Genomic DNA, 25,671 nt, shown 5'->3' with positions numbered 1-25,671 from the left:
CGCCACAGCGCAGGCTTTTTGCAGTCTCAGACGAACTACTAACTACTCACCACCAGCCTCGCCCGCTCAATCGCACGCACCACCGCGGCGGCCTTGTTCTTGCACTCCTCATGCTCCTTCTCAGGCACGGAGTCAGCAACGATGCCAGCGCCGCTCTGGATGTGGCCTTCTTCGCCGTCCATGAAGAGCGTACGGATCGCGATGCAGCTGTCGAAGTTGCCGGAGAAGTCGGCGTACACGATGGCACCGCCATAGACGCCGCGGCGGGCAGGCTCAAGCTCGTCGATGATCTCCATCGCGCGAATCTTCGGCGCGCCCGACAATGTACCTGCGGGGAAGCAGCTCTTGAACGCTTCGATAGGCGACAAGCCATCGCGCAACTGGCCTTCGATCTTCGACACCAGATGCATCACGTGCGAGTAGCGTTCTATGAACATCAGGTCCGTCACCTTCACGGAGCCGTACTCCGACACGCGCCCCACATCATTGCGTCCGAGATCGACAAGCATCACGTGTTCGGCGACTTCCTTCGCGTCCGCGCGCAGCGACGCTTCATGCGCCTTGTCAGCGGCTTCATCCGCGCCACGCGGACGCGTGCCAGCGATGGGACGATACTCCACGCGGCCATCGTGCACGCGCACCAGCAACTCCGGCGAAGAACCCACGATGTGCGACAACGCTTCCCCTTCTCCGCCCTGCTGCGGGAAGCGCAGGAAGTACATATACGGCGATGGGTTCACGATGCGCAGCGAGCGATAGACCTGAAACGGATCGACCGCAGGCGTGCAATCAAAACGCTGCGAGAGCACACACTGGAAGATGTCGCCGGCCTTGATGTACTCCTTCACCGCATCCACCGCGCGCATGTACTGCGCGGGCTTGGTGCGCGCCGTCAGCTTCAGCGGAGGCAATGGCTTGCGAGACTTCTTCGGCTTCGGAATCGGCGCATTCGCGAGCGTCTTCTCCAGGCGGTCCAGCCGCTTCACCGCGTCAGCGTAGCTCGCCGACGTGATTGGCTTACGCGCACCCGCAGTCACCATCAGGTGAATCGCGTGCTTCACGTGATCGAACGCAAGTACCTCGTCGAAGAACATGAGGTGCGCATCCGGCGCGCCGAGTTCATCCTTGGCATGGCTCGGTAGCTTCTCGATCTGGCGCACAACGTCGTATGCGAAGAAGCCCACCGCTCCCGCAACGAACGGCGGCAGGTTCGGCAAGCGAGCGATGCTCTGCCCTTCCAGCGCCGACTTCAACTCCGCAAAAATATCGCCCTCGAAGTGACGCGTCTTGCGGCCCTCGACCAGGGTGAGCGAGCGACCGCGCGAGGTAATGCGGCGGTACGGGCGAATGCCGATGAAGGTGTAGCGGCCTACATGCTCGCCGCCTTCAACCGACTCCAGCAGGAACGCTTCCGGCTCTTCCGCAGCGACGCGCAGAAACGCCGACACCGGCGTTTCCAGATCGGCGACGACCGTGCGCGTGACGGGGACAAGCGTGTGCTGCCTGGCCCATGCGGCAAACTCCCGCGGAGTGGGTGAGGCGTTCACCGAAGCGGCGGGTTTGCGCTTGGCTGGCTTCGCCGGCGCAGAAGAGCGGGTTGAAGAAACACGAGGCATCGCTATTCATCATAGCGATGCCTCGTGTGTTGTTTCTATGGAGCCGCGATCTAGCGCGGCGGAGGAGGCGGCGGCGGGCCGTCGTCATGGTGCGGCGGCGGAGGCGGCGGCGGGTAGTGATCGTGATGGTGATGCGGGCAGCCGGTCAGCACCAGCATCAGAGCGGTGCTACCCAGAACAGCGAAGGCTGTATGACGAAGCTTCATCGGGAAACGTCCTCCTGCCTGCGTTGGATGCGGCGCACGACACAGGCGCAACCCATCCGTTGTACTCGTGTCAAAAATGGGTCACGTCGACCGAATAACGCACAGCACCCGTTGATGGCGATATTACGCGGGGCGTAGACTCGCCTCCGTTTGCTCAGAGAAGAGCAAGAGATATCCAGCGGATTGCAGCAGAGAAGCGCGTCCGCCTCCTACGACGGCTAACGCAATTTTTATGCGCGAGACGAGCACTTTTGAAAGATGCTAAGTCCAACGCTTCGCGAGCCGTTCTTATTAGCGGAAAGGTAGAGCTACACCGATGAAAGAAGAAAGAACGATGGTACCGAAAGCAGCAGCGATCGAAGGTATTACCGGCCGCGTGAACGCAGCCCCTTCGCTCGAACAGGAAACGAACCCCTGGCAGGCACAGGCCGCACGCTTTGATGAAGCGGCTACGAAGCTCAACCTCGACAAAGGCATCTGGAAGATCCTGCGCGAGCCGACGCGCGAGATCATCGTGCACATTCCCGTCACCATGGACGACGGCACCGTCGAGGTCTTCACCGGCTACCGGGTGCAACACTCCATCTCACGCGGCCCCGGCAAAGGCGGCATCCGCTACGCTCCCGACGTCTCGCTCGACGAAGTGCGCGCGCTCGCCAGCTGGATGACCTGGAAGTGCGCTGTGGTAAACATCCCCTTTGGCGGCGCGAAGGGCGGCGTGATCTGCGATCCGAAGAATATGAGTCAGGGCGAGCTCGAGCGCCTTACACGCCGCTACACCGCGTCGCTGATCGAGTTCCTCGGCCCGGAGAAGGACGTCCCGGCGCCGGACATGAACACCAACGAGCAGACCATGGCCTGGATCATGGATACCTACTCGATGCACATGGGGCAGACCGTCACCTCGGTCGTCACGGGCAAGCCGGTAAGCCTTGGCGGCTCCCGCGGACGCCGTGAAGCCACAGGCCGCGGCGTAGCTACCGTCACCGACCAGGCGCTCAAGTTCCTGAACATGAACGCCAGCGAAACCACCGTGATCGTGCAGGGCTTTGGCAACGTCGGCATGCACTCCGCGCGCCTGCTGTGGGAGCGCGGCTACAAGGTCATCGGCATCGGGGAGTACGACGGCGCGCTCTACAACGCTGACGGCATCGACATCGGCGAACTCGTCGAGTGGAAGACCAGGCGCGGCACCATCCACGGCTTCGCGGGTGCGGGTCCGTTCGACAAGGATGAACTGCTCACGCAGCCGGTCGATGTGCTGATCCCTGCGGCGACAGAGAACGTCATCACGAGCCGCAACGCTGAGCGCCTGCAATGCCGCATCCTCGTGGAGGGCGCGAACGGCCCGACGACCGCGATCGCCGACGAAATCCTCGCCGACAAAGGAGTCTTCGTCGTGCCGGACATTCTCGCGAACGCTGGCGGCGTCACCACCAGCTACTTTGAGTGGGTGCAGGATCGCATGGGCTACTTCTGGGCCGAGGATGACGTGAATCAGCGCCTCGAGCGCGTGATGATCGAGAGCTTCGACGCTGTGTTGCAGTACGCCGTGCAGCACAACGTGAACAACCGCCTCGCGGCCTACATGCTGGCCATCGATCGCGTGGCGTTCACGACGAAGCAGCGCGGCATCTACGCGTAGGGCAAGTCGTAATCATGAGTGAAAAGTTGTAAGTGAGAAGTCGTAAGTGAAAAGTCGTAAGTAAAAAGCGTGACGCCCACGGATTCCTCCGTGGGCGTCACGCTTTTGGGGCGTTTCACTTATGACTTACCACTTCACACTTACGACTGCCTTACAAATGCACATGCATCAACATCAACTGCGTCTTCGGCGCGTACTGCGTGTCCACCGGCGTCGCCGTGATGCTGAAGTTATAGTCGCCCGGCTTCAGGCCGAAGTCCGTGCAGTTGCCCGAGCCGCAGCCTGTCAGCACCGTCGGCATGGCCAGCAGCAGCGCCAGCAGAGCGATGCCCTGCAGCTTGCGACGACGGCGCGCCACGCACAGCGTCAGCATCGACAGGCTCAGGATGGGCAGCCCCATGCGCGCTGGCAGGCCCGAGAAGTACGGTGTGTTGCTGTTGCAGTTGTGCGGAGCACCCGCGCCGACCAGCAACTTCGTCGTGCCGCCACCGACCGCGATGATCGAGTCCGCGAAGGTGCAGGTCGACTGGTCAGGCAGGCCCGAACAGCTTAGTTTCACCGCGGAGTTGAAGTTCGAGAACGTGACGACCTGAACATTCACCACGCCCGTCGAGCCGACATAGATCGGCACCGTCAGCGGATCGACGATGAGCTGATAGCCCGCGCCCACCGGCGTGATCGCCGTGTTCACGACCTGCGACAACGTCGCCGACTTGCTCGACGTATACGTCGCGGAGCCGCTGTATACGGCGGTAAGCGGATGTGTTCCGACGGCGAGCGAAGCCGTCGTGTAGATGCCGCTGCCAGTTGCGTCCAGGGTCAGCGTGCCCAACACTGTCGAGCCATCGAGCACGTTCACCGTACCCGTCGGGACCGCGACAAACGAGCCGGTCGTCTTCACCTGCACCGTGAAGCTGACGCTCTGACCGTAGGTGGAAGGGTTCGCGCTCGAGACCAGCGTAACCGCCGTGCCCGGCTGAGCCGTGGACGGAATCGTGATCGTCTGCACGCTCGACGCCGAGCAGGAGTTCAGGAAGTTGTAAGTGCCGGAGGTGTTGATCGTCGAGCCATAGCACGCCGAGATGTTATGCGTACCGATCGTCAGGTTCGCCAACTGCAGCGACGCGTTGCCGGTCGCATCTACCGCTGACGTTCCGACCGCATACATGCTCGAGGTCGCGAGAGTCGTGTTCGGGTTGTTGGTCGTCTGCGCGGCCGTCGCGTTCAGGCTGTCGTAGAAAGTTACGTTGCCGACGGCGATCGTAGCGGGAATGTCCGTGTTCGCCACCTGCGCATTGAAGTTCACGTTCTGGTAGACCGCCGCCGACGGGCTCGCCAGCGTCGCGGCCGTGGTCGTATGGTCCGGCTCGACGACAACCGGATAGCCTTGCGACTGCGAGGCCACGTAGTCGGTATCGCCGGCATAGTTCAACTGCATGTAGTGCGTGCCCGCATTCCAACCGAGGAAGTTGGCGTCCGGGCAGTTGCCACGCGGACCGGTGAGCGGCACACCACGAGTACCCGAGCAGACCAGGGTGGAGTCGATGTAAACCGTGAAGGGGCCGCTATCAGCAGCGTTGCCGGGGTTGTAACCCGGCGACGCCACCAGCACGTTGAGCTGTGCATCGACGCCGTTGTTATAGCCGATCTCTTCGCCGTAGTGGATGTCCTGATCAAGCTGCGTGATCGTCGACGCGGTCGGGTCCGGCAGGATCGTAATGGTCTTCGTCTGCGTGGCACCGATGTAATTCGGATCGGTCGGCGTAAACGTCGCCGTCACAGTCAGCGGGCTATTGGCCACATGCGGAATGGTGCCCAGCACCGGTGAATACGTGAACGTACCCGCAACCGTCGAGGTCGCATCCAGGATCGTCGAATCCAGCGGATGACCGTAGTAGATCGTCGTGGTCGAGGGTGTCCAGGTGATCGAAGATGTGCCCTGGATCAGCACCGAATCCGTGTTCGAAGGAGCGACGAAGTTCGACAGATTGAACAGCGAGAACTCGAGGAACTTCTCCTGCGCGGTCATCGTGCCCGTCGTGCATTCATTGGGGAAAACGATGTTCCTATTCGTGTTCCCGGACGCTGGTTCCTCTACATGGTAGGAGTTGAAAAGAACGCGCCCGCACTGCGACACATTGAAGATATTGCCACCGGTCAGAGCCGCTGTCAGGATGTTCGTGTTGCCCACTGACGCCGTTGAAGCCACGCTGAGGGTCACGGCGACGGGATCGCTCGCACCAGAAGCTAGAGCTACCGTACGGCTGCAGGAGAGCGTAGACACGTTGCAGATCCAACCCGACGCGGAGCCGTTAGTCGGAGTGATTGCGCTGATCGTGATGCCCGAAGCTGCGGTGAATGTCAGCGTAAGCGTGGTATCCGCAGGTCCGCTGCCGGAGTTGCTCACATTGACAGCGACGCTATTTCCCGTAGAGCCGAGTTGCATGACAGTAGGGGTATTCGTAAACGTGGTCGCCAGCGTGGGCGAACTCGTGGAACCCAAAGGCGTGTCGAAGGTGAACTGCATCACCGTGCCTTTGTATGCAGGGAGGCGTGAATCATCAAACGTAGCCCACACCTGCGTGGGCGAATTCACCGAGGTCACATTCTGACGCGAGTCATACAAGGGAATGACGCCTGCCGTTGTGCTCGCACCGATGTAGTACATCCAATCGGAGAGCACTTGCCCCACGGTGTTCGAGGTCGTATTGATATCGGAGTTATAGCTTGTAGTCGTCGACGCACTGATCGTCGAGTTGCCCCACCCGTTCGCTACAGATTTGAAGGTGTCCGCCTGCTCGAGCCAGACATAGCTGAAGTGCGTTGCAAAAACACGACCACCATTGTTGGCATAGGAGACGAAGTTGCTACGATTCGTTGCAGATGCTGTGACCAGCGAGTCAGCATCGGTGCCCTGGCACGGAAGCATCAGCATGTCATAGCCATCCAGCGTCGATGCCGAATTGACCAGAGCACTTTCAGAGGGCGTCGATGAATCGATCCTTGCACCACCCGAAGTCGTCGATGCGGTCCCCTGATAAAAGTTGATACGGCCACCGTTCGCAGGATTCGTAAATTCGGTGTCCGCCACACCAACCTTGCGCAGCACGCATTCTGCGGAATCCACGCTGCCGGTAAGAACAGCAATCTTGGGAATGTTGCCCTGATCCTTCGTAGAAGGCATCACGGCCTTGAAACCGCTCGTCACCGCGCAGGCCGTGGGCGCAATCGTATAAGCGCGACGCCACTTGCCTGCCTGAATCACCAACTGTGTGCCGGTGGACAGATTGTTGTTCACCAGCGTGAAGTTGCCCTTCGCGTCCGTAGTGGTGCTGGCGATCAGCGTCGTCGGAACCAGGGTGCTCACCGCCGCGCATCCATTCACGGTGTCTACACCATCGGTCAGCGTCGGCAACGTCGTGCCAGCCGTCGGCACGTAGACCAGCACGTTGGGCAGCGGGTCCGTGCCGTTCGGCGTGTAGACGGTGCCGGAGATCGTGGTCGGTGTGCTGACGCAGGTGGTCTGCGCAGAGGCCGCAGTGCCAACGACAGAGGCCAAGGTGCACAGGGCCGCTGGCATCCAGCGAGCGGCAAAACGGCGGGCGGAAGAAGGGGTCAGCATAAAAGGTTGGCCTGAAAAGGTGTTGCTAGGATACGGGTGAGGTTCTCTCCCTGTAAAGACGAGCTTTCGCGAGGATTTGCGTACACACGCGCCAACGCTCCGACGTTTGATGTGGCAGAATGACTGTGTTTGCCGTTGTTGCCTTTGCGCGCACGAAACGCTGCCTCGCCGTGAACCTGCCGAACTCCATTACGCTCTCCCGCATCGCAGCCGTCCCGCTGCTGATCTGGGTGTTGAGTCCGCATTTTCCGCTGCGTGGCGCGAACGGCCAACAGGAATTTATCGCCGCCGGCGTCTTCATTCTGGCCTCCATCACCGACGGCCTCGACGGCTACCTGGCCCGCAAACGAGGACAGATCACCACGATCGGTATGCTGCTCGACCCGCTGGCCGACAAGCTCATGGTCACCGCCGCGTTGATTCTGCTGGTGGCTTATAACCCGCGCATCATGGTGCCGTGGATCGCCGTACTGGTGATCGGTCGTGAATTTCTTGTCACAGGTCTGCGCTCCATCGCCTCCAGCGAAGGCTTCACCATCGACGCCAGCGAGATCGGCAAGCTGAAAACGGTGATCCAGATCGTCGCCGTGGTCGCCGTCATTCTGAACCACCGCTGGGATTACTGGAACTGGTGGGGCTTCCCGATCGGCGTCCACCTGATCGCCGTGACGGCCACCTACTGGATGACGATCGTCTCGATCATCTCTGCCGTGGATTACTTCGTGGCCTTCTGGAACAAGATCGAGCATGCCAGCTCCAGCCGCCGCAAGCGCCGCACCAGCGTGCTCAGCCGCAAGAAGAAGGCTGTCGAACCGGCCAGCACCGCCGTCAAGTAGTTCTCGAATCTCCAGACGCAAGAAGGGCGGCCCGAGGGCCGCCCTTCCAGTTGCTCAGCGAAAGCTTTTGCCTAAGCGTGGGTCCGCGTTTCGCGCTGCACGAAGTGATACGGCGGCCAGGGACCGGAAAGCTGCATGGCCAGGTCCTTCAGCTCCTTCGTCGCGGTCGAATACTTGTTCTGGTAGCGCTCCACCGTGCTCTTGTCGACCAGGTGCGCGATGTCGATAAGCATCTTGCCGGAGTCCATGCGCTTGCAGGTGATCTCTTCTTCCAGCGGCAGGAACATGCGGTTCATCTGCAGCGTCAATGCGCGGGCCTTGGACTGGCGCTCGCGCTGGCGCGACGCCGTCTCACGCATCTGCGCGAGATACTGCTGACCAGCGGCCGCAGAAACGCTGCCCTGCTCGCGTGCTTCGTTCGAAACGTCGTCCACCAGCACCTTCAGGTGCATCTCAGCCTTGCCACGCAGACGTTCAACGTTCGCCATGAAGTGGCGCTGGTTGGAGCGCACCGAGCGACGCAACGCATCGTCGTCCTGGAAAGTGGTGGCAAAACGGAAGGGCAGCACCGTGGAACGCTTGAAAGCGGTCGCGATCACATTGGCGTGCTCGCGGCAGGCGGCAGAAGCTTCAGGGCCTGCGAGGCGGGCGGTATCTTCGGGAAGATGTTCGCTGACGATCACCGTCAGGTCGGCTGCGGGGAAGAGGAAGGTCTGGTTTCCGAAAAGTCCGGTCACGTTCGGCAAAGGCATCGGACGACGGTGACGGGCTAACTCCGGAAAGGCACTACGTTCTGCGATGCAATAGGCATACCACGCCATGGTTTCGGTTGCTCCCTGTGCTTCTTCTGCTGCGGAGTACATTGCTCATGCAGCGATTTGTCTGGTACTACTCAATGGCCTCAAACGTTGGAAACAGCCAGCGGTCGAGCGCAACCGGACAAATTTGCGACATAGTGCAAATGTCCCATTGCGTGTCGGATACTATGCGTGCCGATTAGCGATTGGCAAGCAGAAAATGTCGCTGCCAGACACCTCGGAAAACCGCTCTAATAATGGCCTTTTCTGGCATCTACCGGAGTCCATCGGCTGTGGCTGATACACTTGAGAGCGATGCCACGCCCGCGGTAAAGCGTCAGTTCTGCAGCGCTGCGGGAGCCGCCCGGGTCAAGATCCGACGGCGGGGCAAAGAAATCCATCGAGAGCAACGACTTGAGCAACGTAAGCAACCAGATCAACTCCCTCGAAACATCGCTGAACAACGGTCTCCCCATCGGTGAGTCCAACCGCAAGGCGCTCGTCGCCACCTTGATTGCGGTCGTCGTGCTCGTCGCGGTCATTGCCATCGGCTTTACGGTGTTCCAGAAGCGTACGGAAGCCGCACAGACGGCCTTCGGCAACGCTATGTCGATCTACCAGACGCCGATCGCGCAGCCCGGCCAGCAGGTTCCTCCGGGAGTAAAGACGTACTCCGATCAGAAGGCCCGTGCCGCCGAAGCCTCCTCGGCCTTCCAGGCAGTGGCAGACCAGTACGGCATGACCAAGCCCGGCAAGCTCGCCCGATACTTCCAGGGTGTTTCGCTCATCGAGCAGGGCCAGAACGCTTCGGCCGAGACCACCCTGAAGCAGGCTTCGGGAAGCTGGAACGGCGATGTCGCCGCTCTCGCCAAGCTCGCGCTCGCGCAGCTTGATCAGCAGACCGGCCGCGACGCCGACGCGATTGCGCTCTACAACGAGCTCTCGACCAGCAAGGCTGCCACGGTCCCCGGTGGTCTCGCTCAGATCCAGCTTGCAGAGCTTTACGAGTCGCAGGGCAAGCCGGCTGAAGCCAAGAAGATCTACGCTCAGCTCAAGGACTCCGACAAGGATGCCAAGGGCAACCCCGGACCGGCTGGTCAGGTGGCAGCGAGCCGTCTGGCACAGAAGTAAACCGCTCTCCTCCGGAAAAGGCCGCCTTCGGGCGGCCTTTTCCTTTGCTTGTGTGACAGTTTTGCAATTTCTCGTGACCTGACACAATTCCACTGGATTTTTTCGGGAGACGGGCGTTTACTAAGCTTCACTCCTCGCGATCGTCAGAGCGCATCGCCGTAGTTCACGCAAGAACAAACAACTGACCCTCAAAATCAGGGAAAGCGTGATGGGCCCTATGAAACACCGCATTCTTGTCGTCGATGACGATCGTCTTGTTGCCGACACCGTGAGCCTGATCTACAGCGCCAACGGCTACGAAAGCCAGGCCTGCTACTCGGCCGCCTCCGGTCTGGAGACAGCGCGCATCTTCGCGCCCTCCATGGTGCTCTGCGACGTGACGATGCCTGAAGAAAACGGCCTTTCGTTGCTCGAGAAGCTTCACGCCGAGATGCCCTCGTGCAAGGTGATGATGTTCTCCGCCTACGCCAGCAATATGCGCGAAGTGCATGTGCACGCGCAGCGTACCAAGCGCCAGATCAAGCTGCTGGCCAAGCCCTGCCCGCCCGTTGAACTGCTGCGCGAGACGCGCGATCTGCTCGAAGCCTCCGCCGCCTAGGCGCAATTCCTCCGGCCACCGCGCGTACACTGGAACGCGATGGCCGAGGACTCCCGCAATCCGGATGCAGTGCCGACCGCAGCCGATCTCTGGCTGAAAAAAGGCGCGCGCAAGAAAGCCCGTTCCAACGCTCCGGCGATGCCCTCGTTGTTTGGCGAGGCGCTGTTTGGCGAGGCGCTGTTTGCGGAGGAGCCTCCGGCGGTCATCGTCGAAAAGAAGTCCGCTCTCGCCCCGGTGGCGAACGTGGCGGACAGGGAGGGATTCGAACCCCCGACACCTCCGCCAGCACCCGAGCCGGCCGTCTTCTCCGTCTCGCAACTCATCAGCCGCGTTCGCGGCCTCGTCGAGAACCGCTTCGGCAGTGTCACCGTCGAAGGCGAAATCTCCAACTGGCGTCCGGCGACGAGCGGCCACTGCTACTTCACGCTCAAGGACAACGGCGCGCAGTTGCAGATCGTCATGTTCCGCCGCGAGGCCATGCGCGTCAAGTTCCGCCCCAAGGACGGCGATGCCGTCCGCATCACCGGCTCGCTCAGCATCTACGAAGCGCGCGGCCAGATGCAGATGGTCGCCGAGCGCATGGAGCAGGTCGGCCTGGGCGCGATGCTCGAGGCCGTGCGCCAGCTCAAGGAGCGCCTGCGCCGCGAGGGGCTCTTCGACCGCCAGCGCCCGCTGCCCGCGTTTCCGCGCTGCATTGGCATCGTCACCAGCCTGCAGGGCGCGGCGTTGCGCGACATCGTCAAGGTCTGCCGACGACGCCATGCTGCGGTCAATCTGCTCGTTTATCACGCCGCCGTTCAGGGGCCGAACTGCCCTGCCGAAGTGGCCGCCGGCGTGCGCTGGTTCTCCGCGCATCCTGAGCGGGTGGACGTGGTGCTCGTCGCGCGCGGCGGAGGAAGCTGGGAGGACCTGCACGGCTTCGACGCCGAGGAGGTCGCGCGCGCCATCGCCGCCTGCAGCGTGCCGGTCATCACCGGCATCGGCCACGCGCCGGACTGCGTGATCGCCGACGCCGCGGCAGACGTCTGCGCGCCCACGCCTTCTGCCGCAGCCGAATTGCTCACGGCCGCGCAACATCGCGTGGAGGAGCAGGTCGATCGCCTGACGCAACGCCTGCAGCGTGCGAGCCGCTACGAGCTTCTGCGCGCTCGCCAACGCTTCGCCGGGCTCGGCGAACAGCGGCTCGTCGGTCGCATCGAAGACCTGTTGCGCCGCCGCGCACAGCGTGTTGATGAGCTCGACTACCGTGCCGAGAACGCCGTGCAGCAGCGCGTTCGCAAGCAGCACTCGCAGCTGGACCGCCTGGAAGCGACACTGCGCCGACACCATCCCGCGCTGAAGCTCGCTGGCGATCGCAGCCGCCTCGAAGCGCTCACAGCGCGGCTCGAGCAGCAGCGCGCGAAGATGATCGACCAGCGCCAAACGCAGCTTGATCGCGCAGCGTTGCGGCTGGGCGCGCTGAGCCCGCTCGCTGTGCTCGAACGCGGATATTCGCTGGTTTACACGAGCGAAGGCAAGCTGGTGCGCAAGGCCGCGCAACTGCACTCCGGCCAGGGCATCGTGGCGCGCTTCGGCGAAGGCCGCGTCCGCGCCCGCGTCGAGTATTCGGAATAGGCTACCCCACTCTCACACCAGGAAGAACGGGTGCCCCACATCTCGCTTTTTGAGACATGGGTTTGCACGATGCCCGAGGAGATCCAAAGGACACCCTCAAGCCACTGTCAACTGAGAAACGCGAAGGATGACAGTGATGGGGGGAGGCATGACAGGAGTGGCAGGCAACCTCGCCCCCCGCGCACCATTCCCGCATCACAACTTCGTACAATGAAGCGTCGCAGGAGAGACCGATAACAGCATGAGGAAGTACTTCGGAACGGACGGCATTCGCGCGGTGGCAGGAGAGGCCCCGCTGGACAAGCGCACCATCTTCGCCGTGGGCGTGGCCCTGGCGCGCAAGCTCGGCGCAGGCGCGCATGTTGTGCTCGGCATGGACACGCGCGAGTCCGGCGAGTGGATCGCCGCGACGCTGATCGCGGGCCTGAGCGAAGGCGGCGCCACCGCGGAGTTCGCAGGCGTGATCACCACGCCAGCCATCGCCTTCCTCGCGCGCAAGCACGGCTACGCTGCAGGCGTGGTCATCTCCGCCTCGCATAATCCGTGGCAGGACAACGGCATCAAGATCTTCGGCGGCGACGGCTACAAGCTGCCCGACGCGGTGGAACTCGGCATTGAAGCCGAGATCGACGCCGTGCTGGCAGAGGGTCCAGGGGCCAGGGCTCAGGGCCCGGAAGGCACGGCTCTCCCCGAAGCGAACGAAGCCTTCCGCCGCGAGTACATCGAGTTCCTGCTCGCTGCCGTGCCGGGCATTTCGCTCGACAACAAGCATGTCGTCATCGACTGCGCGAACGGCGCGGCTTCGGCCGTTGCCCCGCAGCTTTTCGTAGAGCTGAAGGGCACCGTCGACGTCACACACGCCTCGCCCGACGGCCGCAACATCAACGAGAACTGCGGTGCCACGAAGCCGCACATCGTCGCCGCCGAAGTGAAAGAGCGCGGTGCATCGGTGGGCTTCACCTTTGACGGCGACGCCGACCGCGCCATGTTTGCCGACGAGCACGGCAACGTAATCAACGGCGACGCCGTGATGCTCGTCTGCGCGCGCGACCTGAAGGCCCGCGGCCTGCTCAAGCACGACCTCGTCGTCGCCACCACGATGTCCAACATGGGCTTCGAGGCGGCGCTGAAGCGCTCCGGCATCGGGATGCTGCGCGCGCCGGTGGGCGACAAGTATGTGCTCGAAGAGATGCAAAAGAACGACGCCTCGCTGGGCGGCGAACAGAGCGGCCACATCCTCTTCCCCGCGCTCGCGACCACGGGCGACGGCCTCATGTCTGCGCTGCTGGTGCTCGACGTCGTGCACCGCTCGGGCAAGACGCTGGGCGAACTCGTCGCCGACCTCAAGAACTTTCCGCAGGTGATCGTGAACGTGAAGGTTCGCGAGAAGAAGCCGCTCGAAGGCTTCCCGAAGATCGCCGCCGCCATCGCCGCCGCCGAAGAAGAGCTCAAGGACTCGGGTCGCGTCGTCATCCGCTATTCGGGCACCGAGGCGCTGGCACGCGTGATGATCGAGGCCGAGAGCGAAGAGGCCATGCAGCGCCACTCGAAGGCGATCGCGGACGAGATTCGCGCGGAGTTGGGCGTCTAGTTCGCCGCGAAATGGAGAAGCACATGCCAAGGCTTATGGCCTATCTCGACGAGAGTTTTGATCCTGCGCCCGAGGGCGTTTTTGCGGTAGGTGCGGTGATCGGGAATGAACGGGATGTGTTGAAGGCCGAGACTGAATGGAGGTCTCTTCGAAAGACGGGAGATCGCCCCTTCAAACATCGGCATTTCAGACAACGGCCCGCCTCGCTGGAGCAGTTCGCGCGTGCAATCGCAAATTCGGGAATGATCTCAGTAGGTATGCGCCTGGACAGAGGCTATTTCTCAAGGCACCGCAAAGTCGCTCCCCTGCCAAAGCATTATCTTCGCGATCCACATTTACTTACATACCACTTACACATCGTGCTGTTAGCTTACGGGCTTTCGAATGCCGGCTACGAGGGCGAGATCGATTTCACCTGCGATAGCTGCGAGATGCACGGTCACAACTTGACGGAGAGTTGGGAGTCTTTGAAACACAAGAATCCAAGAGCCGGATCGCTCATGGGTTCACTGTTCATGGAGGATGATGCCACCTGCCTTCCATTACAAATGGCGGATCTAGTCGCAGGGGAACTCAGGAAGGCCGGAGAGGGTTGGAGAACTGACCAAACTGCCACGTCAACGGCAATGCAAATTCTTCAAGATCAGGGGTCCCTATTGGTACTGCCCGACATGGATGAAAAAGCCCTTACGAGTTTCTGGTCGTTCCACGCGGAGAATCAGTCGGTCAGAAAAGCGGGCAGTTGAAACAAGTGTTGCGAGAGGACACGCTAATCCCAGGACTCAGCCGTGGCGAATCTCCATGCGGGGAATGGTACATCGAACCACCTGAGGTCCTGCCCGGAGTCGCCACGGGACGATACAATCTGCCCTGATGCCCCTCAAGCGTCCCCAACCCGACGAGACAGCGCCCCGCCCCGAAGAAATTGAGGAGGCGGCGCAACCTGCCGAAAAATCCGGGGTTGAGGAAGATATGGGCACGCTGGTCATCCATCCCGGAGAAATCGGAGCGGCAAGCGAACGCGAAGCCGTGATCACCGAACTGACGCCGGAACAGGCGAAAAAGCGTGCCGCGGCGGTAGCTCGCGGGGACTTTTCCGAGCTGAACGACGCCGAGGTGATGCTTGAGCTGAAGGCCGGCAACCTGCAAGCCTTCGATGTGCTGCTGAACAAGTACCGCAAGCAGATCATCCACTTCATGTTCCGCATGGTGCATAACCAGGCGGTGGCAGAAGAGCTGGCCCAGGAAGTTTTTCTGCGCGTCTATCGCTCGCGCGAGACGTACCGCGCCGAGGCACGGTTTTCGACGTGGCTGTATCGCATCGCTACGAACCTCGGCGTAAATCACGCTCGCGACACGCGTTACGAGCGCTCGGCGCAGACGGTTTATCTGGACGATCCGGACCCGGAAACGGGCACCCGGCCGGACGTGGCCGACGACACGCCGAACGTGGAAGCCGACATCCTGCGCGATGAGCGCATGAAGGCGATCCGCGACCATGTGATGGCCTTGCCGGAGCGTCAGCGTACAGCCGTGTTGATGCACAAGTATGAAGGGCTGGACTACAAGCAGATCGGCGAAGTGCTGAAACTGAGTGAGTCCGCCACGAAGAGCCTGCTCTTCCGCGCCTACCAGACGTTGCGCGAGAAGCTGAAGGACTTTGTGTAGCGCAGCACGCAGAAAAGATTTGAGGCCTGATGAGGTTTCCCCTCGTCAGACAAAAGAAGAAAGAACCAACGACCGACCCGGCCGTAGAACGGGAGGAAAATGATGAACACGATGATCGATTGCAAGACTTCCCAAACGTTGATGGCAGACGCTCTACTCGAGCCGGGCTTTTTGTCCGCGCATCCTGAGTTTGAAGCGCACATGGCGCAGTGCGCCGAGTGTGGCCAGGAATGGGCCGATCTGCTGGCAACGATGGCGATGATGAATGAATGGACCGCGCCTGAGCCGACGCCGTACTTCGATACGCGCTTGCACGCGCGACTCCGCGAAGCGGTGGAAGCCAAGCCGGAGAGCTTTATGGAGCGCGTTCGCTCCTGGATGATGTTCTCCGCGGGACGCTCGTTCCGCCCCATGGCTGCCGGTGCGCTGGCCGTGGTCATGGTGCTTTGCGGTGGTGGCGTCGCGCTGGAGCTGTACTCCAACCAGGCGCAGCCCAGCTCCTCGGCCACGGTCAATGATCTGAAGATCATCGACAATAACGCTACCGCTCTGCAGCAGATGGACCAACTGTTGAGCAACCAGGACGACAACAGCACGGATGCGCCGAGCACTTAGTCCGGCGTCACTTCCAGGCACTGTTGGAACTCCCGAGATTTGAAGCGATGGCCTCTTCCCACGTAGGATGAGGCCATCGTTCTGAAAGAAACACCGGCCTCAGGGCCAGAAGATTGCCCATGAAGTTCAGCGCCACAACCCGGCCCGCAATGCTCAGCACTTTGGTGTTGGCGGCGACCGTGTTGCTCGCGCCTACGCTCGCTGCACAAGGGATGCGTCGCGGCGGTGGTGGCGGTGAACGTCGTGGTGCGCCGATGGGGCCTCGCGACAGCATGAGTGCGAACCCGAATCCCGGACGTGCAGGCGGCATGGACCAGGTGCAAGCGCCGGGTTCGCTGCGCGGCCAGCACTTGAACGAGTGGATGAACAGCCACAGCAATATGTCGCCGCAGCAACGGCAGGAAGCTCTCGGGCGTGAGCCCGGCTTCCACAACCTGCCGCCGGAAACGCAGCAACGCATGCGCGATCGCCTTTCGCAGCTGGACAGCATGGCCCCCGGCCAGCGTCAGCGGATGATCAACCGCGCCGAGCAGATGGAGCGCATGTCGCCGCAGCAGCGAGCGGACTTCCGCTCCGCTATGCTTCAGTTGAGCGCTCTTCCGCCGGACCAGCGCCGCACGGTGTCGCGGGCATTCCGCGATCTACGTTCCATGCCACCCAATCAGCGTGCAGCCGCGCTCAGCAGCGGACAGTACGGCCCCATGACGCCACAGCAACGGCAGAGCCTTGACGAACTGATGCGGGTGGAACCGATCATGCCGCAGTAAGGCGAGGGTGTAGGGTGTAGCGTTTAGGGTTTAGAAGACAAAAGCCGGAGCGGAGGTGACCTCGCTTCCGGCTTCGCTTTTCTAAACCCTAAACGCTACACCCTAAACGCTATCCCCTACACCCTTCTCTAGCTGCGGAAGAAGTTCTTGATCAGGAAGAGTACGTTGGCGGGGCGCTCGGCAAGCCGACGCATGAAGTACGGATACCACTCTGTGCCGAAGGGCACGTACACGCGCACCCGGTACCCCTGCTGCACGAGCTTGCGCTGCAGGTCGCGGCGGATGCCATAGAGCATCTGGAACTCAAAGGCGTCCTTGCTGGTGCCGCCTGACTCCACGAACCGGCAAAGCTGATCGACGATCGCCTCATCATGCGTGGCGATGCCGCAGTAGACGCCCGAGGTGACCGCGCGCTTCATCAGCTTCACATAGTTCGCATCCACGTGCGCCTTCTCGGGAAACGCCTTGTCGGCGTCTTCCTTGTAAGCGCCCTTGCACAGGCGGATGCGAATGCCTTTCGCGAAGAGCCGCTCCATATCAGCTTCCGTGCGATACAGGTAGGCCTGCAACACCGTACCGACGCATCCGGGATACTGCGCGTAGAGCCGTTCGGTCATCTGCACGGTGGCCTCGGTGTACTGAGAGCCTTCCATATCGATGCGGACGAAATTGTTATCCGTAGCGGCTTGCGCCACGAGTTCGCCGACGATGCGTTCGGCCAGCGCAGGCCCTGCTCCGGGTCCGCCGATGTCCATGCCCATCTGCGTCAGCTTCAAGCTGACGTTGGCATTCAAACCTCGAGCGTGGATCTCGAAGAGCGTCCGCTGGTAGGCTGCGGCCGACTCCTCAGCCTGCGAGACCTGCAGCACGCTCTCGCCCAGGCAGTCGAGCGTAACGGCGATGCCTTCGTGGTTCAGGGCTTCAGCAACAGCGGCGGCTTCAGCCACAGTCGTGCCTGCAACAAAGCGGCGCGACACACGACGCCCCACTGAGGAGCTCTCAGAGAACTTGCGGAGGGCGGCGTTAGTCGAAAGGGCGATGAAGAACGATCGAAGCATGTTCGTCACTCAGGATATGCCAGAACGCTCAACCTGAGGAAAGCGATTGCACTCGACGCGAAAGAAAGCGATCAGAGTATGGGTGCGATCAAACGAATCCGCAGCAGCGGCTAGCGCTTGGCTTCGGCCTGCTCAGCTGCGTTCAGCAGCGTGCGCACGCTCACTTGCGGCGTCACCATCGTGGACGTATTGCGGAACGCGGCAATGGCTTCGTCGTAGCGACCGCGGACGGAGTTCGTGCGGACCTGCAACATCTCTTCCAGCATCTTCAGACCGTCCTTGAGATACGAGATGCGCGAACGCTCATCGTGTCCCCAGGTCACGGGCACTTCCGCGATCTTGTACTTCAGCTTGCGGGCGATGAAGAGAATCTCCGGATCGAAGCCCCAGCGCTCGATGGTCTGCAGGCGGAAGATCACCTGTGCCGCCTCGCGCTTGAACGCCTTGAAGCCGCACTGCGTGTCCTTGTACGGCAAGCCGATCAGCAGACGCGTCACCATGTTGAAGCAGCGGCCAAAGAAGCGGCGATACAAAGGCTGGTGAACGATCTGGCGCTGCTTGTCGAGCCAGCGAGAACCGATCGCCACGTCCGCACCGGCATCCAGCGCCTCGAAGAGTCGCTCGGCTTCTTCGATCGGAGCGGAGAGATCGGCGTCCGTGAACATCACAATGCGTCCCTGTGCCTGCAGCAGACCGTTGCGGATCGAAAAGCCCTTACCGCGGTTGCCGAGGTTGGAGATCAACTTGATGCAGTGATGGCGGTCCATCCAGTGATGCACAATCTCGACCGTTTCATCGCTGGAACCGTCGTCCACGACCAGCACTTCAGCGTCCCACTGTCGCTGCGCGACGGCGAGTACCACCCGCTCCAGCGTGCCTTCAATGCGCAAGGCCTCGTTGTACGCGGGGATCACGATGCTGAGCGCCGGCGGACGCTCGGTCATGTCCGGATTGGAGGAGGACACAGTCATTCTCTCGTTGATGAAATCCAAGGGGCCCAGAAGTGATGATCAGTAGGCTGCCAGCAAGACGCGACAGCCCTTCGACCAAACCATAATACGTCACAGCAAGAGAGCTTGGCCTTCGTGAGTCTCTACTGACACAGACGTATCCCGTCTCCAAAACGTTACAACTTTTTCATCCCGCGCGTCCTTGCGGTCACCAGCAGCCGCAGGGATTTTGGGTCGCACCCCTGAAGGCTGGTACACTCCGGCACATGTCGAGCATGCCTCCGCCCCCTTCCCCCTACGGATATCCCGCTCAAGCGCCGCAGACACCCTATGGCTACGTAGCGCTACCGCCGCCGCGTCGTAATGGCTGGATCTGGGCTGTGGTCGCGATCGCAATCGTCGGCGTGGTCTTCATCATCGTCGCAGCGATCTTCGCCTCGGCGTTTAAGTCGCTAAGCCATGAGGGCGAGAACAATTCGATCTCCAGCGGCTTTGGCGGCGGCGATGCCGTGGCCGTCGTCGAGATCAACGGCGTCATCCTCGACGCGGACAAGATCGACAAGCAGCTTGAGAAGTTCGCCAAGCAAGACAACGTCAAGGCGATCCTGCTGCGCATCAACTCGCCAGGCGGTGGTGCTGCCGCCTCGCAAGAGGTCTACCACGACGTGATGCGCGTGCGAAGAGAGTCGCATAAGCCGATCGTCGCCAGCGTAGAAAGCGTTGGCGCTTCGGGCGCCTACTACATCGCTTCCGCCTGCGACAAAATCTATGCCAACCAGGCTTCGGTCGTTGGGTCCATTGGCGTCATCATGCAGTGGACCAACTACGGCGACCTGCTGCGCTGGGCCAAGATGAAGAACATTACCATCAGCAAAGGCGAACTGAAAGACGCCGGCGATCCCACGCGTGAGCTGACGCCGAAGGAAGAAGCCTACTTCCAGGGCCTCGTCGACAACATGTACGCGCAGTTCGTGCATGACGTCGCCATCGGCCGCCACTCCACCGATGCCAGAATCCAGCCGCTGGCCACCGGACAGGTCTGGACCGGCGAACAGGCGCTTCCGCTCGGCCTCATCGACAGCGAAGGTGGCTACCACGAAGCATTGCTGGCTACCGGAAAGCTGGCGGGCATCTCCGGCGAGCCTAAAGTCGTGAAGACACCCCGCGACAAACATGGCCTGGTCGGCCTTCTCTCGGGCGACGACGACGCCGAATCGCTGATTCCGACGCCGTCACAGCTTTTGAACCGGGCGCCGGGTTTCTACTTCCTGTGGAAGTAACGTGCAAAAGTAACCTCACGGTAACTTCAAAAGTCGTACCCCACGCGGGTACGACTTTTTTGTGGCCTTACGGTAATACTGCTGATTTTTCTACACTTTTTGCTGGCAACAATGGACAAACCCAAGCATCATAGAGATAAGAAAGTTCTCATCTGAATGTTCTCCGACTCTCTAACACTCTGAGTCCGTGTCGGAATGCAATACCCCATTTGGTGAATAGCTTTGTCCAAAGGAAGAGTCTCTCTGCTTCCTTGAAGAAAACAAGAACAAGTGAGAAATAAGTTGCCAGCGACAGCACGACGTGAGTCCACGGCGACTGGAGGCTAACTACATGCGTTTTTCCCCACTGCGGACGATTTCAGGACTTCTTGGCTGCGGCTTGGCCCTCGCTCTCACTGGCTGCGGAATGGGTCTGAATGAAGTTCAGACCAACGTCGCATCCGGAGAATTGAATGGCCGTCTCATGGGTGGCCAGCAGCCGCTCATCGGCTCCGTCATCGGCGTCTACCAATACGGTACGGGCGGCTATGGTTCGGCAGCGACGCTGCTTGCATCGACCACCACCGACAGCACCGGCAGCTTCTCCTTTGCCTCGGGCGCGTACACCTGCCCGCAGAGCAACACCCCCGTTTACCTGCTTTCTTCGGGCGGCGACCCTGGCGTTGGCCAGTCGAACCCGAACGCTGTCCTGGCAGCCGTGCTCGGAACCTGCACGAACGCCAAGCAGTCGTACGTAAACATCAATGAAATCACGACCGTCGCTGCAGCCTATGCGCTGGCAAACTTCTTCAACACGTCTTACACGACAGCGGCCAGCAACGGCGGCGTTACCGGTGACAATTTCGGTGGACCGTCCTCTACGAGCGGTAGCGTGGTCACGTACTCGCGCGGCCTCGTGCTTGGCAGCAACACGACGGCAGGGCTGATCGCCAATGTAGCGACCGGCAACCCCATGCCGAGCACCAGCACGATGACGACCGAGAGCACCAAGGTCAGCCTGCTGGGTAACATCCTCGCAGCTTGCGTGAACTCTACCGGCCAGTCCGGCACCTCGGACGCGACCTCGAACTGCGGCAAGCTCTTCACTGCAACCACCTATAGCTCGCGCCCGAACGACACGCTGCAGGCGGCCGTAGCGATCGCAAAGAACCCGACGCAGAATGTCGGCACTTTGTTCGCGATCCCGCCCACACAGCCGGCGTTCGCTGCCGCGCTCGCGACGCAGCCGAACGACTTCAGCCTCGCGATCAGCTTCACGACTTCGTCCTTCGGCCTTGGCGTGGATACCAACACCATCGCCACGATCGATACGGACTCGTCGAACCGCGTATGGTTCCCGTCGAACGCTTCCGGCCAGGTGGGTATCGGCTACTTCGATGTCACCAGCCAGAGCTTCAACGGCCCGTACAACGGCGCAGGCCTGACGCATCCGCAGCAGATTGCTATCGACGGCAACGGCTACGCATGGGTCACTGATACGCAGAGCACCAAGGTGGCTGGCATCAATACCACGGCGCCCTCCACGTACTCGGTGTTTACACTGGCGAACTCGACGAGCTACGCGGTTTCGATTGACTCGAACTCGCAGGTGCGCATCGGCTCCATGGTGGGAACGGCTCCGAAGCTCGGTACGATCGACTCCGCGCACACCGCTTACACCGTCACGGGATCCCCCTCGGGCATCGCCGCCAGCTACATTCCGCAGAGCATTGCGAGTGATAACGGCAGCAACCTGATCTTCACCGGCTACAACAGCTCGGTTCCCCGCTTCTACGACTACTACGTTGTCAGTGGTGCTACCTCCACTTCACAGAAGGGCTTCGCGAACGATCTCGCGGGTCAGTCTGCATGGACTGGTGGTGACCTGGTCGGAGTGAAGGCTTACAACAACGGTGGAGCCTCTTACGCTGTAGACGGCCTCTGCTTCATCGGCAACGGTGCTTGCGCATCGATGGCCGGCAACAAGACCTACAACCGTCCCACCGGCATCTCGGTGGATGGTACGGGCACCTTGTGGCTGGCGTATAACCAGACGGCTTCGGTCGCTTCGGTTCCGCAGAACAGCGGCACCGGACGCGCCTACTCGAACTACATCAACAGCGCCGGTCAGTTCACCAGTTATGTGCTGAACCACAACAGCAGCTACGGCAACACGCTGACGAACCCGGAGGGCATCTCGGTCGATAACGAGGGCAACATCTGGGTCGCCAACTCAGGCTGCCTCACCACGAGCTGCACGCCAGGCTCCTTCACCCTCACGCTGTTCCCGGGCCAGGCTTACCCGACGATCACGCCGGTTTCGGCGCAGATCGCCAGCGGTGCGGCCCTTGCAGGAACTGCCCCCTCGTACTAAACCACCGTCTAGCAACTTCGGTGTAGTTACCTTGAAGGCTCACGCATTTTGCGTGGGCCTTTCTTTTGTGCGCTTTACCTTCTCCGCCAGCGTTGGCCATTTGCTTTATGCCGCCGGAAAAGCGCAAGATGAATGTACGACCCCATCGTCGCGGCACCGTTGGTAACTTCTCCATGCCGGACGAACGCTGGCAGTTCATGGGCCCCACGACCACCATTGCGCGGTACACCGCTTTTCTCGAGAGCGCGTCTCTCGACTGAACTTTGCTTGGGAGTAGAACGACTATGACGAAAGCCGATCTTGTCGACCACGTAGTGGCGCTCGGTGACCTTACGCGGCGGGACGGCGAAACCATCGTCGACCTCCTCTTCGCCTCCATCACTGAAGCCCTGAAGGCTGACGACAAGGTAGAGGTACGTGGCTTTGGAAGCTTCCGCACGCGCAAACGCAACTCGCGCACCGGGCGCAACCCGAAGACGGGAGCGTCGGTCGATGTACCGGCAAAGCGTGTGCCCTTCTTCAAGCCGAGCAAAGACCTGCGCGATCAGGTCAACCCCGGCGGCGTGCGTTCCTTGCCGCTCGGCTCTACCGCAACCCCTTCCGAAGAAGTTTAGACCGAATCAAGCAGCACCTGAGAGAGCGACCTTGCGATGCGAGGTCGCTCTTGTCGTTTGTGCAACGCCACAGCACGAATCCATTGGTGGGAGTTGCGGGATGCCGTATGTTGGTAGGCATGACGCCAGCCATCTCTGCTCAGGGCCTAACGCGCACCTTCCAGAACTTCACCGCTGTAGACCACATCGACCTTGAAGTTGCACCGGGCCAGTTCTTCGGCTTCCTCGGCCCGAACGGTGCGGGCAAGTCGACGACGATCAAGATGCTGACCGGCCTGCTCGGCCCGACGTCTGGCTCCATTCGCATCATGGGCAACGATCTCTTCGCGAACCCGCTCGAGGTGAAGCGGCAGATCGGTGTCGTGCCGGAGGGCATGGCGCTCTTCGGCAAACTTACCGCGACGGAGTATCTGGAGTTCGTGGGGCAGATGTATGGGCTCGACCGCCAAACCACGCGCCAGCGCGCAGCGGAGCTGCTGGAGTTCATGGACCTTGCCAACGAGCCGAAGAAGCTGCTGGCGGACTACTCGCACGGTATGGGCAAGAAGCTCGCTCTCGCTGCGGCGGTGATCCACGGGCCAAAGGTGCTCTTTCTCGACGAACCGTTTGAGGGCGTCGATGCCGTCGCCGCTGGCACGCTGAAGTCGATGCTGCAGGGCATGATCGGACGCGGTGCCACGATCTTCCTCACCTCCCATGTGCTCGAGATCGTAGAGCGCCTGTGCTCGCACATCGCCATCATCGACAAGGGCCATATTGTGGCCAATGGATCACTGGAAGAGCTGCGCGCAGGCGTGCAGGCCAAGCTGCAGACCGAGCAGGGCGCGCAGACTGAGCGACTGACGCTGGAGCAGATATTCCTGAACGTGGTGGGCAAGGACAGCGCCGAGCATACGGCACATGAAGGCGAGCTGTCATGGCTGAGCTAACCTCCGCACCGTGGACCGCAGAGCAGACGAAGGCGCAGTATCTCGCCATCATTACGCTGCGCTGGCGCATCTTCCGCAACATGCTTGGGCGCAAGGGTGGCAAGAGCGAAGCCCTGTCGTGGCTCTTTGTGGGCCTGCTGACGCTGGTGATCGCGGCGGGGCTTGCTGCGGGCATCGGCATCGCCTGCGCGTATGCGGCGAGCGAAGGCAAGTATGGCCTGGTGACGAGCATGATGTGGGGCATCTTCGTGCTCTCGCAGCTCATCAACATCAACCTCGGCTCGCCCGGCACCACGTTTGATCCGACGCAGCTCATCCGCTTTCCGCTGACCGTGGGTCGCTACGCGCTCGTACGTCTCTTCTTTGGCATCATTAGCCCCGGCAATGTGCTCGTGGTGGTGCTGTCGCTGGCAGCGGCGGTGGGTATCATCGTGGGTAACGCACACCTGTGGCTCGTGGCGCTGGTCGGAGCCCTGCTCTTCGCTGCCGTCAATCTGCTTTTCACGCGCATGGTCTTCGCCTGGGTGGACCGCTGGCTCTCCACGCGACGCGCGCGCGAGGTCTTCACAGCGCTGATCTTCATCGCGTCCATGAGCGTGCAGTGGCTGAACGTTCACTACAACATGGACCGCAACCACGGTCGCCATCATCGTCACCACGCGACGAGCACCACGCCGGACAGTGTCGAGCTGGGCATGACGCATGTTACCGAGCCGGAGAAGCCCTCCCCGACCGCGAGCCGCGCGCTGCTCTACTGGGACAAGGCGCGTCCATACTTCCGTCTGCTGCCTCCGGGGTTAATGGGAGATTCCGTCGCTTCCAGCGCGAACGGCCAGCCCGCAAAGGCCGTCATGGAAGAGGCGGGGATAGTGCTCTACGGCGCGCTCTTCCTCGCGATCTTTGGCCTGCGCATGAAGGCAGAGTTCGCGGGTGAGAACCTGAGCGACGTCGCGAACGCGGTTCGTACGCCGAAGCGCGTCAACACCGAGCAGCGTGTAGCGTCGAGAACCGTGCCTTCGACGACTGCCGTGCAGGGGCGTCCGGTCGGAGCCATTCAGGCCATCCTCGGTAAGGAGTTTCTTTACCTCCGCCGCAACATGGGCATCCTCTACGGCATCGTAGCGCCGCTGGTCATGGTCTTCCTTTTTGCCGGGCGCGTTACGTCGAACACGTCATCGGAGTGGGTCTATCCGGCAGCGCTCTCGTATGCACTCCTCGGCATCGTGCCGATCAGCTACAACGCCTTCGGCCTTGACGGCACGGGCACGCAGTTCTACTTCATGGCGCCGGTGAAGATGCGAGATGTCCTGCTGGCGAAGAATCTGCTGAACGCGATCCTCGCGGCGATCGAGATGATCGCCGTCATCGCGCTGATCGCGTACCTGATCGGCGCGCCGAGCCCCGTGATGCTCTTGAGCTCCGTCCTATGGGCGCTGGCAACGCTGGCGGTGGAGATGACCGTCGGCAACTACCGCTCGATCAGCAGCCCGAAGAGAATCGAGCTGCAAAAGACTGCGCAGAAGCAGGCGAATGGCGTCAGCGCGCTCATCAGCATGGGCATTCTGCTGCTTTCGGCGGCAGTGGGTTGGTCGCTGATGCAGTTGGCGCGCTTCAGCGGCTTCGGCTGGCTGATGCCGCTGATCCTCGCGGCGCTCGCGGTGGTCGCAGGATTCATCTACTGGCAGAACCTCGGCAAAATGGACGCCTATGCCTTCGAACGTCGCGATGCGCTGTTTGAAGAGCTGGGCAAGAAGAGCTAAGCAACACCGTTCAACAGGCCG

Annotated in this window: 22 protein-coding genes; 16 read left to right on the top strand and 6 right to left on the bottom strand. The window is 61.4% G+C overall.

The window, feature by feature from the left end; all coding sequences use genetic code 11:
- Positions 1–38 precede the first annotated feature (38 nt).
- Both trpE and OHL11_RS05190 read right to left on the bottom strand, forming a co-directional pair.
- Entirely contained in the window at positions 39–1,616 is a 1,578-nt protein-coding gene (trpE, locus tag OHL11_RS05195) for an anthranilate synthase component I (RefSeq protein WP_263370408.1), read from the bottom strand.
- 50 nt (positions 1,617–1,666) lie between these two features.
- Positions 1,667–1,822 (bottom strand): hypothetical protein, encoded by a 156-nt coding sequence (locus OHL11_RS05190; protein ID WP_263370407.1) that lies wholly within the window; start codon positions 1,820–1,822, stop codon positions 1,667–1,669.
- A 334-nt stretch (positions 1,823–2,156) separates the two neighbouring features.
- Here OHL11_RS05190 and OHL11_RS05185 point away from each other — a divergent pair, with 334 nt between their 5' ends.
- The gene (locus OHL11_RS05185; protein ID WP_263370406.1) at positions 2,157–3,467 is read left to right on the top strand and encodes a Glu/Leu/Phe/Val family dehydrogenase; all 1,311 of its coding nucleotides are present in this window, start codon (positions 2,157–2,159) and stop codon (positions 3,465–3,467) included.
- Positions 3,468–3,618: 151 nt separating this feature from the next.
- Here OHL11_RS05185 and OHL11_RS05180 read toward each other — a convergent pair whose 3' ends face one another.
- Entirely contained in the window at positions 3,619–7,026 is a 3,408-nt protein-coding gene (locus OHL11_RS05180) for an Ig-like domain-containing protein (RefSeq protein ID WP_263370405.1), read from the bottom strand.
- Positions 7,027–7,259: 233 nt separating this feature from the next.
- Between OHL11_RS05180 and pgsA the strand changes: the two genes are divergently transcribed.
- Positions 7,260–7,925, top strand: coding sequence for a CDP-diacylglycerol--glycerol-3-phosphate 3-phosphatidyltransferase (gene pgsA / locus OHL11_RS05175; protein ID WP_263370487.1), 666 nt, complete (start codon positions 7,260–7,262; stop codon positions 7,923–7,925).
- A gap of 71 nt (positions 7,926–7,996) precedes the next feature.
- Here pgsA and OHL11_RS05170 read toward each other — a convergent pair whose 3' ends face one another.
- The gene (locus OHL11_RS05170; RefSeq protein WP_317890622.1) at positions 7,997–8,788 is read right to left on the bottom strand and encodes a GvpL/GvpF family gas vesicle protein; all 792 of its coding nucleotides are present in this window, start codon (positions 8,786–8,788) and stop codon (positions 7,997–7,999) included.
- A 348-nt stretch (positions 8,789–9,136) separates the two neighbouring features.
- Between OHL11_RS05170 and OHL11_RS05165 the strand changes: the two genes are divergently transcribed.
- The 8 genes from OHL11_RS05165 (at position 9,137) to OHL11_RS05130 (ending at position 16,706) form a co-directional block, all read left to right on the top strand.
- On the top strand, positions 9,137–9,853 hold the full coding sequence (locus tag OHL11_RS05165; RefSeq protein ID WP_263370404.1) for a tetratricopeptide repeat protein: 717 nt from the start codon (positions 9,137–9,139) through the stop codon (positions 9,851–9,853).
- Between the two features lie 217 nt (positions 9,854–10,070).
- A complete protein-coding gene (locus OHL11_RS05160) occupies positions 10,071–10,451 on the top strand; it encodes a response regulator (protein WP_263370403.1) in 381 nt (126 codons plus the stop codon).
- A 39-nt stretch (positions 10,452–10,490) separates the two neighbouring features.
- A complete protein-coding gene (gene xseA / locus OHL11_RS05155) occupies positions 10,491–12,065 on the top strand; it encodes an exodeoxyribonuclease VII large subunit (protein ID WP_263370402.1) in 1,575 nt (524 codons plus the stop codon).
- Between the two features lie 241 nt (positions 12,066–12,306).
- Positions 12,307–13,656 (top strand): phosphoglucosamine mutase, encoded by a 1,350-nt coding sequence (glmM, locus tag OHL11_RS05150; protein ID WP_263370401.1) that lies wholly within the window; start codon positions 12,307–12,309, stop codon positions 13,654–13,656.
- A gap of 35 nt (positions 13,657–13,691) precedes the next feature.
- Complete coding sequence (locus OHL11_RS05145) at positions 13,692–14,402, top strand: DUF3800 domain-containing protein (protein ID WP_263370400.1); 711 nt, start codon at positions 13,692–13,694, stop codon at positions 14,400–14,402.
- A gap of 226 nt (positions 14,403–14,628) precedes the next feature.
- Entirely contained in the window at positions 14,629–15,324 is a 696-nt protein-coding gene (locus tag OHL11_RS05140; protein WP_263370399.1) for an RNA polymerase sigma factor, read from the top strand.
- Between the two features lie 141 nt (positions 15,325–15,465).
- On the top strand, positions 15,466–15,939 hold the full coding sequence (locus OHL11_RS05135) for an anti-sigma factor family protein (RefSeq protein WP_263370398.1): 474 nt from the start codon (positions 15,466–15,468) through the stop codon (positions 15,937–15,939).
- A gap of 119 nt (positions 15,940–16,058) precedes the next feature.
- Positions 16,059–16,706 carry a DUF3106 domain-containing protein gene (locus OHL11_RS05130; protein ID WP_263370397.1) on the top strand — a complete coding sequence of 216 codons (648 nt, stop codon included), beginning with the start codon at positions 16,059–16,061 and terminating at the stop codon, positions 16,704–16,706.
- A 128-nt stretch (positions 16,707–16,834) separates the two neighbouring features.
- On the opposite strand, the gene OHL11_RS05125 is transcribed toward OHL11_RS05130, so the two are convergent.
- Positions 16,835–17,764, bottom strand: coding sequence for a proline dehydrogenase family protein (locus OHL11_RS05125; RefSeq protein WP_263370396.1), 930 nt, complete (start codon positions 17,762–17,764; stop codon positions 16,835–16,837).
- Between the two features lie 110 nt (positions 17,765–17,874).
- Positions 17,875–18,735 (bottom strand): dolichyl-phosphate beta-glucosyltransferase, encoded by an 861-nt coding sequence (locus OHL11_RS05120; RefSeq protein ID WP_390235690.1) that lies wholly within the window; start codon positions 18,733–18,735, stop codon positions 17,875–17,877.
- 254 nt (positions 18,736–18,989) lie between these two features.
- Between OHL11_RS05120 and sppA the strand changes: the two genes are divergently transcribed.
- The 6 genes from sppA (at position 18,990) to OHL11_RS05090 (ending at position 25,650) form a co-directional block, all read left to right on the top strand.
- Complete coding sequence (sppA, locus tag OHL11_RS05115) at positions 18,990–19,994, top strand: signal peptide peptidase SppA (protein WP_263370395.1); 1,005 nt, start codon at positions 18,990–18,992, stop codon at positions 19,992–19,994.
- A gap of 448 nt (positions 19,995–20,442) precedes the next feature.
- On the top strand, positions 20,443–22,347 hold the full coding sequence (locus OHL11_RS05110; protein ID WP_263370394.1) for an NHL repeat-containing protein: 1,905 nt from the start codon (positions 20,443–20,445) through the stop codon (positions 22,345–22,347).
- A gap of 128 nt (positions 22,348–22,475) precedes the next feature.
- Entirely contained in the window at positions 22,476–22,607 is a 132-nt protein-coding gene (locus tag OHL11_RS05105; RefSeq protein ID WP_263370393.1) for a hypothetical protein, read from the top strand.
- 24 nt (positions 22,608–22,631) lie between these two features.
- Complete coding sequence (locus OHL11_RS05100) at positions 22,632–22,961, top strand: HU family DNA-binding protein (protein WP_263370392.1); 330 nt, start codon at positions 22,632–22,634, stop codon at positions 22,959–22,961.
- A 119-nt stretch (positions 22,962–23,080) separates the two neighbouring features.
- Positions 23,081–23,890: an ABC transporter ATP-binding protein gene (locus OHL11_RS05095; RefSeq protein WP_263370484.1), complete on the top strand. Its 810-nt coding sequence runs from the start codon at positions 23,081–23,083 to the stop codon at positions 23,888–23,890.
- Complete coding sequence (locus OHL11_RS05090; RefSeq protein WP_263370391.1) at positions 23,878–25,650, top strand: hypothetical protein; 1,773 nt, start codon at positions 23,878–23,880, stop codon at positions 25,648–25,650. Before OHL11_RS05095 ends, OHL11_RS05090 begins: the two co-directional genes overlap by 13 nt.
- The last annotated feature ends 21 nt before the right edge of the window (positions 25,651–25,671 follow it).

This window comes from Granulicella cerasi (genome assembly GCF_025685575.1).
In the GTDB taxonomy this organism is placed as follows: Bacteria; Acidobacteriota; Terriglobia; order Terriglobales; family Acidobacteriaceae; genus Granulicella; species Granulicella cerasi.
Note: the sequence above shows the minus strand (reverse complement) of the source record. Positions and strands in the feature narration are given on the sequence as shown.

What these genes read in the sequence shown, in the direction of transcription:
- trpE (WP_263370408.1), bottom strand. Translation starts at nt 1,616, where the DNA reads ATGCCTCGTGTTTCTTCAACCCGCTCTTCTGCGCCGGCGAAGCCAGCC.
- OHL11_RS05190 (WP_263370407.1), bottom strand. Translation starts at nt 1,822, where the DNA reads ATGAAGCTTCGTCATACAGCCTTCGCTGTTCTGGGTAGCACCGCTCTG.
- OHL11_RS05185 (WP_263370406.1), top strand. Translation starts at nt 2,157, where the DNA reads ATGGTACCGAAAGCAGCAGCGATCGAAGGTATTACCGGCCGCGTGAAC.
- OHL11_RS05170 (WP_317890622.1), bottom strand. Translation starts at nt 8,788, where the DNA reads ATGTACTCCGCAGCAGAAGAAGCACAGGGAGCAACCGAAACCATGGCG.
- OHL11_RS05160 (WP_263370403.1), top strand. Translation starts at nt 10,071, where the DNA reads ATGAAACACCGCATTCTTGTCGTCGATGACGATCGTCTTGTTGCCGAC.
- xseA (WP_263370402.1), top strand. Translation starts at nt 10,491, where the DNA reads ATGGCCGAGGACTCCCGCAATCCGGATGCAGTGCCGACCGCAGCCGAT.
- glmM (WP_263370401.1), top strand. Translation starts at nt 12,307, where the DNA reads ATGAGGAAGTACTTCGGAACGGACGGCATTCGCGCGGTGGCAGGAGAG.
- OHL11_RS05145 (WP_263370400.1), top strand. Translation starts at nt 13,692, where the DNA reads ATGGCCTATCTCGACGAGAGTTTTGATCCTGCGCCCGAGGGCGTTTTT.
- OHL11_RS05140 (WP_263370399.1), top strand. Translation starts at nt 14,629, where the DNA reads ATGGGCACGCTGGTCATCCATCCCGGAGAAATCGGAGCGGCAAGCGAA.
- OHL11_RS05135 (WP_263370398.1), top strand. Translation starts at nt 15,466, where the DNA reads ATGGCAGACGCTCTACTCGAGCCGGGCTTTTTGTCCGCGCATCCTGAG.
- OHL11_RS05130 (WP_263370397.1), top strand. Translation starts at nt 16,059, where the DNA reads ATGAAGTTCAGCGCCACAACCCGGCCCGCAATGCTCAGCACTTTGGTG.
- OHL11_RS05125 (WP_263370396.1), bottom strand. Translation starts at nt 17,764, where the DNA reads ATGCTTCGATCGTTCTTCATCGCCCTTTCGACTAACGCCGCCCTCCGC.
- OHL11_RS05120 (WP_390235690.1), bottom strand. Translation starts at nt 18,735, where the DNA reads ATGACTGTGTCCTCCTCCAATCCGGACATGACCGAGCGTCCGCCGGCG.
- sppA (WP_263370395.1), top strand. Translation starts at nt 18,990, where the DNA reads ATGCCTCCGCCCCCTTCCCCCTACGGATATCCCGCTCAAGCGCCGCAG.
- OHL11_RS05105 (WP_263370393.1), top strand. Translation starts at nt 22,476, where the DNA reads ATGAATGTACGACCCCATCGTCGCGGCACCGTTGGTAACTTCTCCATG.
- OHL11_RS05100 (WP_263370392.1), top strand. Translation starts at nt 22,632, where the DNA reads ATGACGAAAGCCGATCTTGTCGACCACGTAGTGGCGCTCGGTGACCTT.
- OHL11_RS05095 (WP_263370484.1), top strand. Translation starts at nt 23,081, where the DNA reads ATGACGCCAGCCATCTCTGCTCAGGGCCTAACGCGCACCTTCCAGAAC.
- OHL11_RS05090 (WP_263370391.1), top strand. Translation starts at nt 23,878, where the DNA reads ATGGCTGAGCTAACCTCCGCACCGTGGACCGCAGAGCAGACGAAGGCG.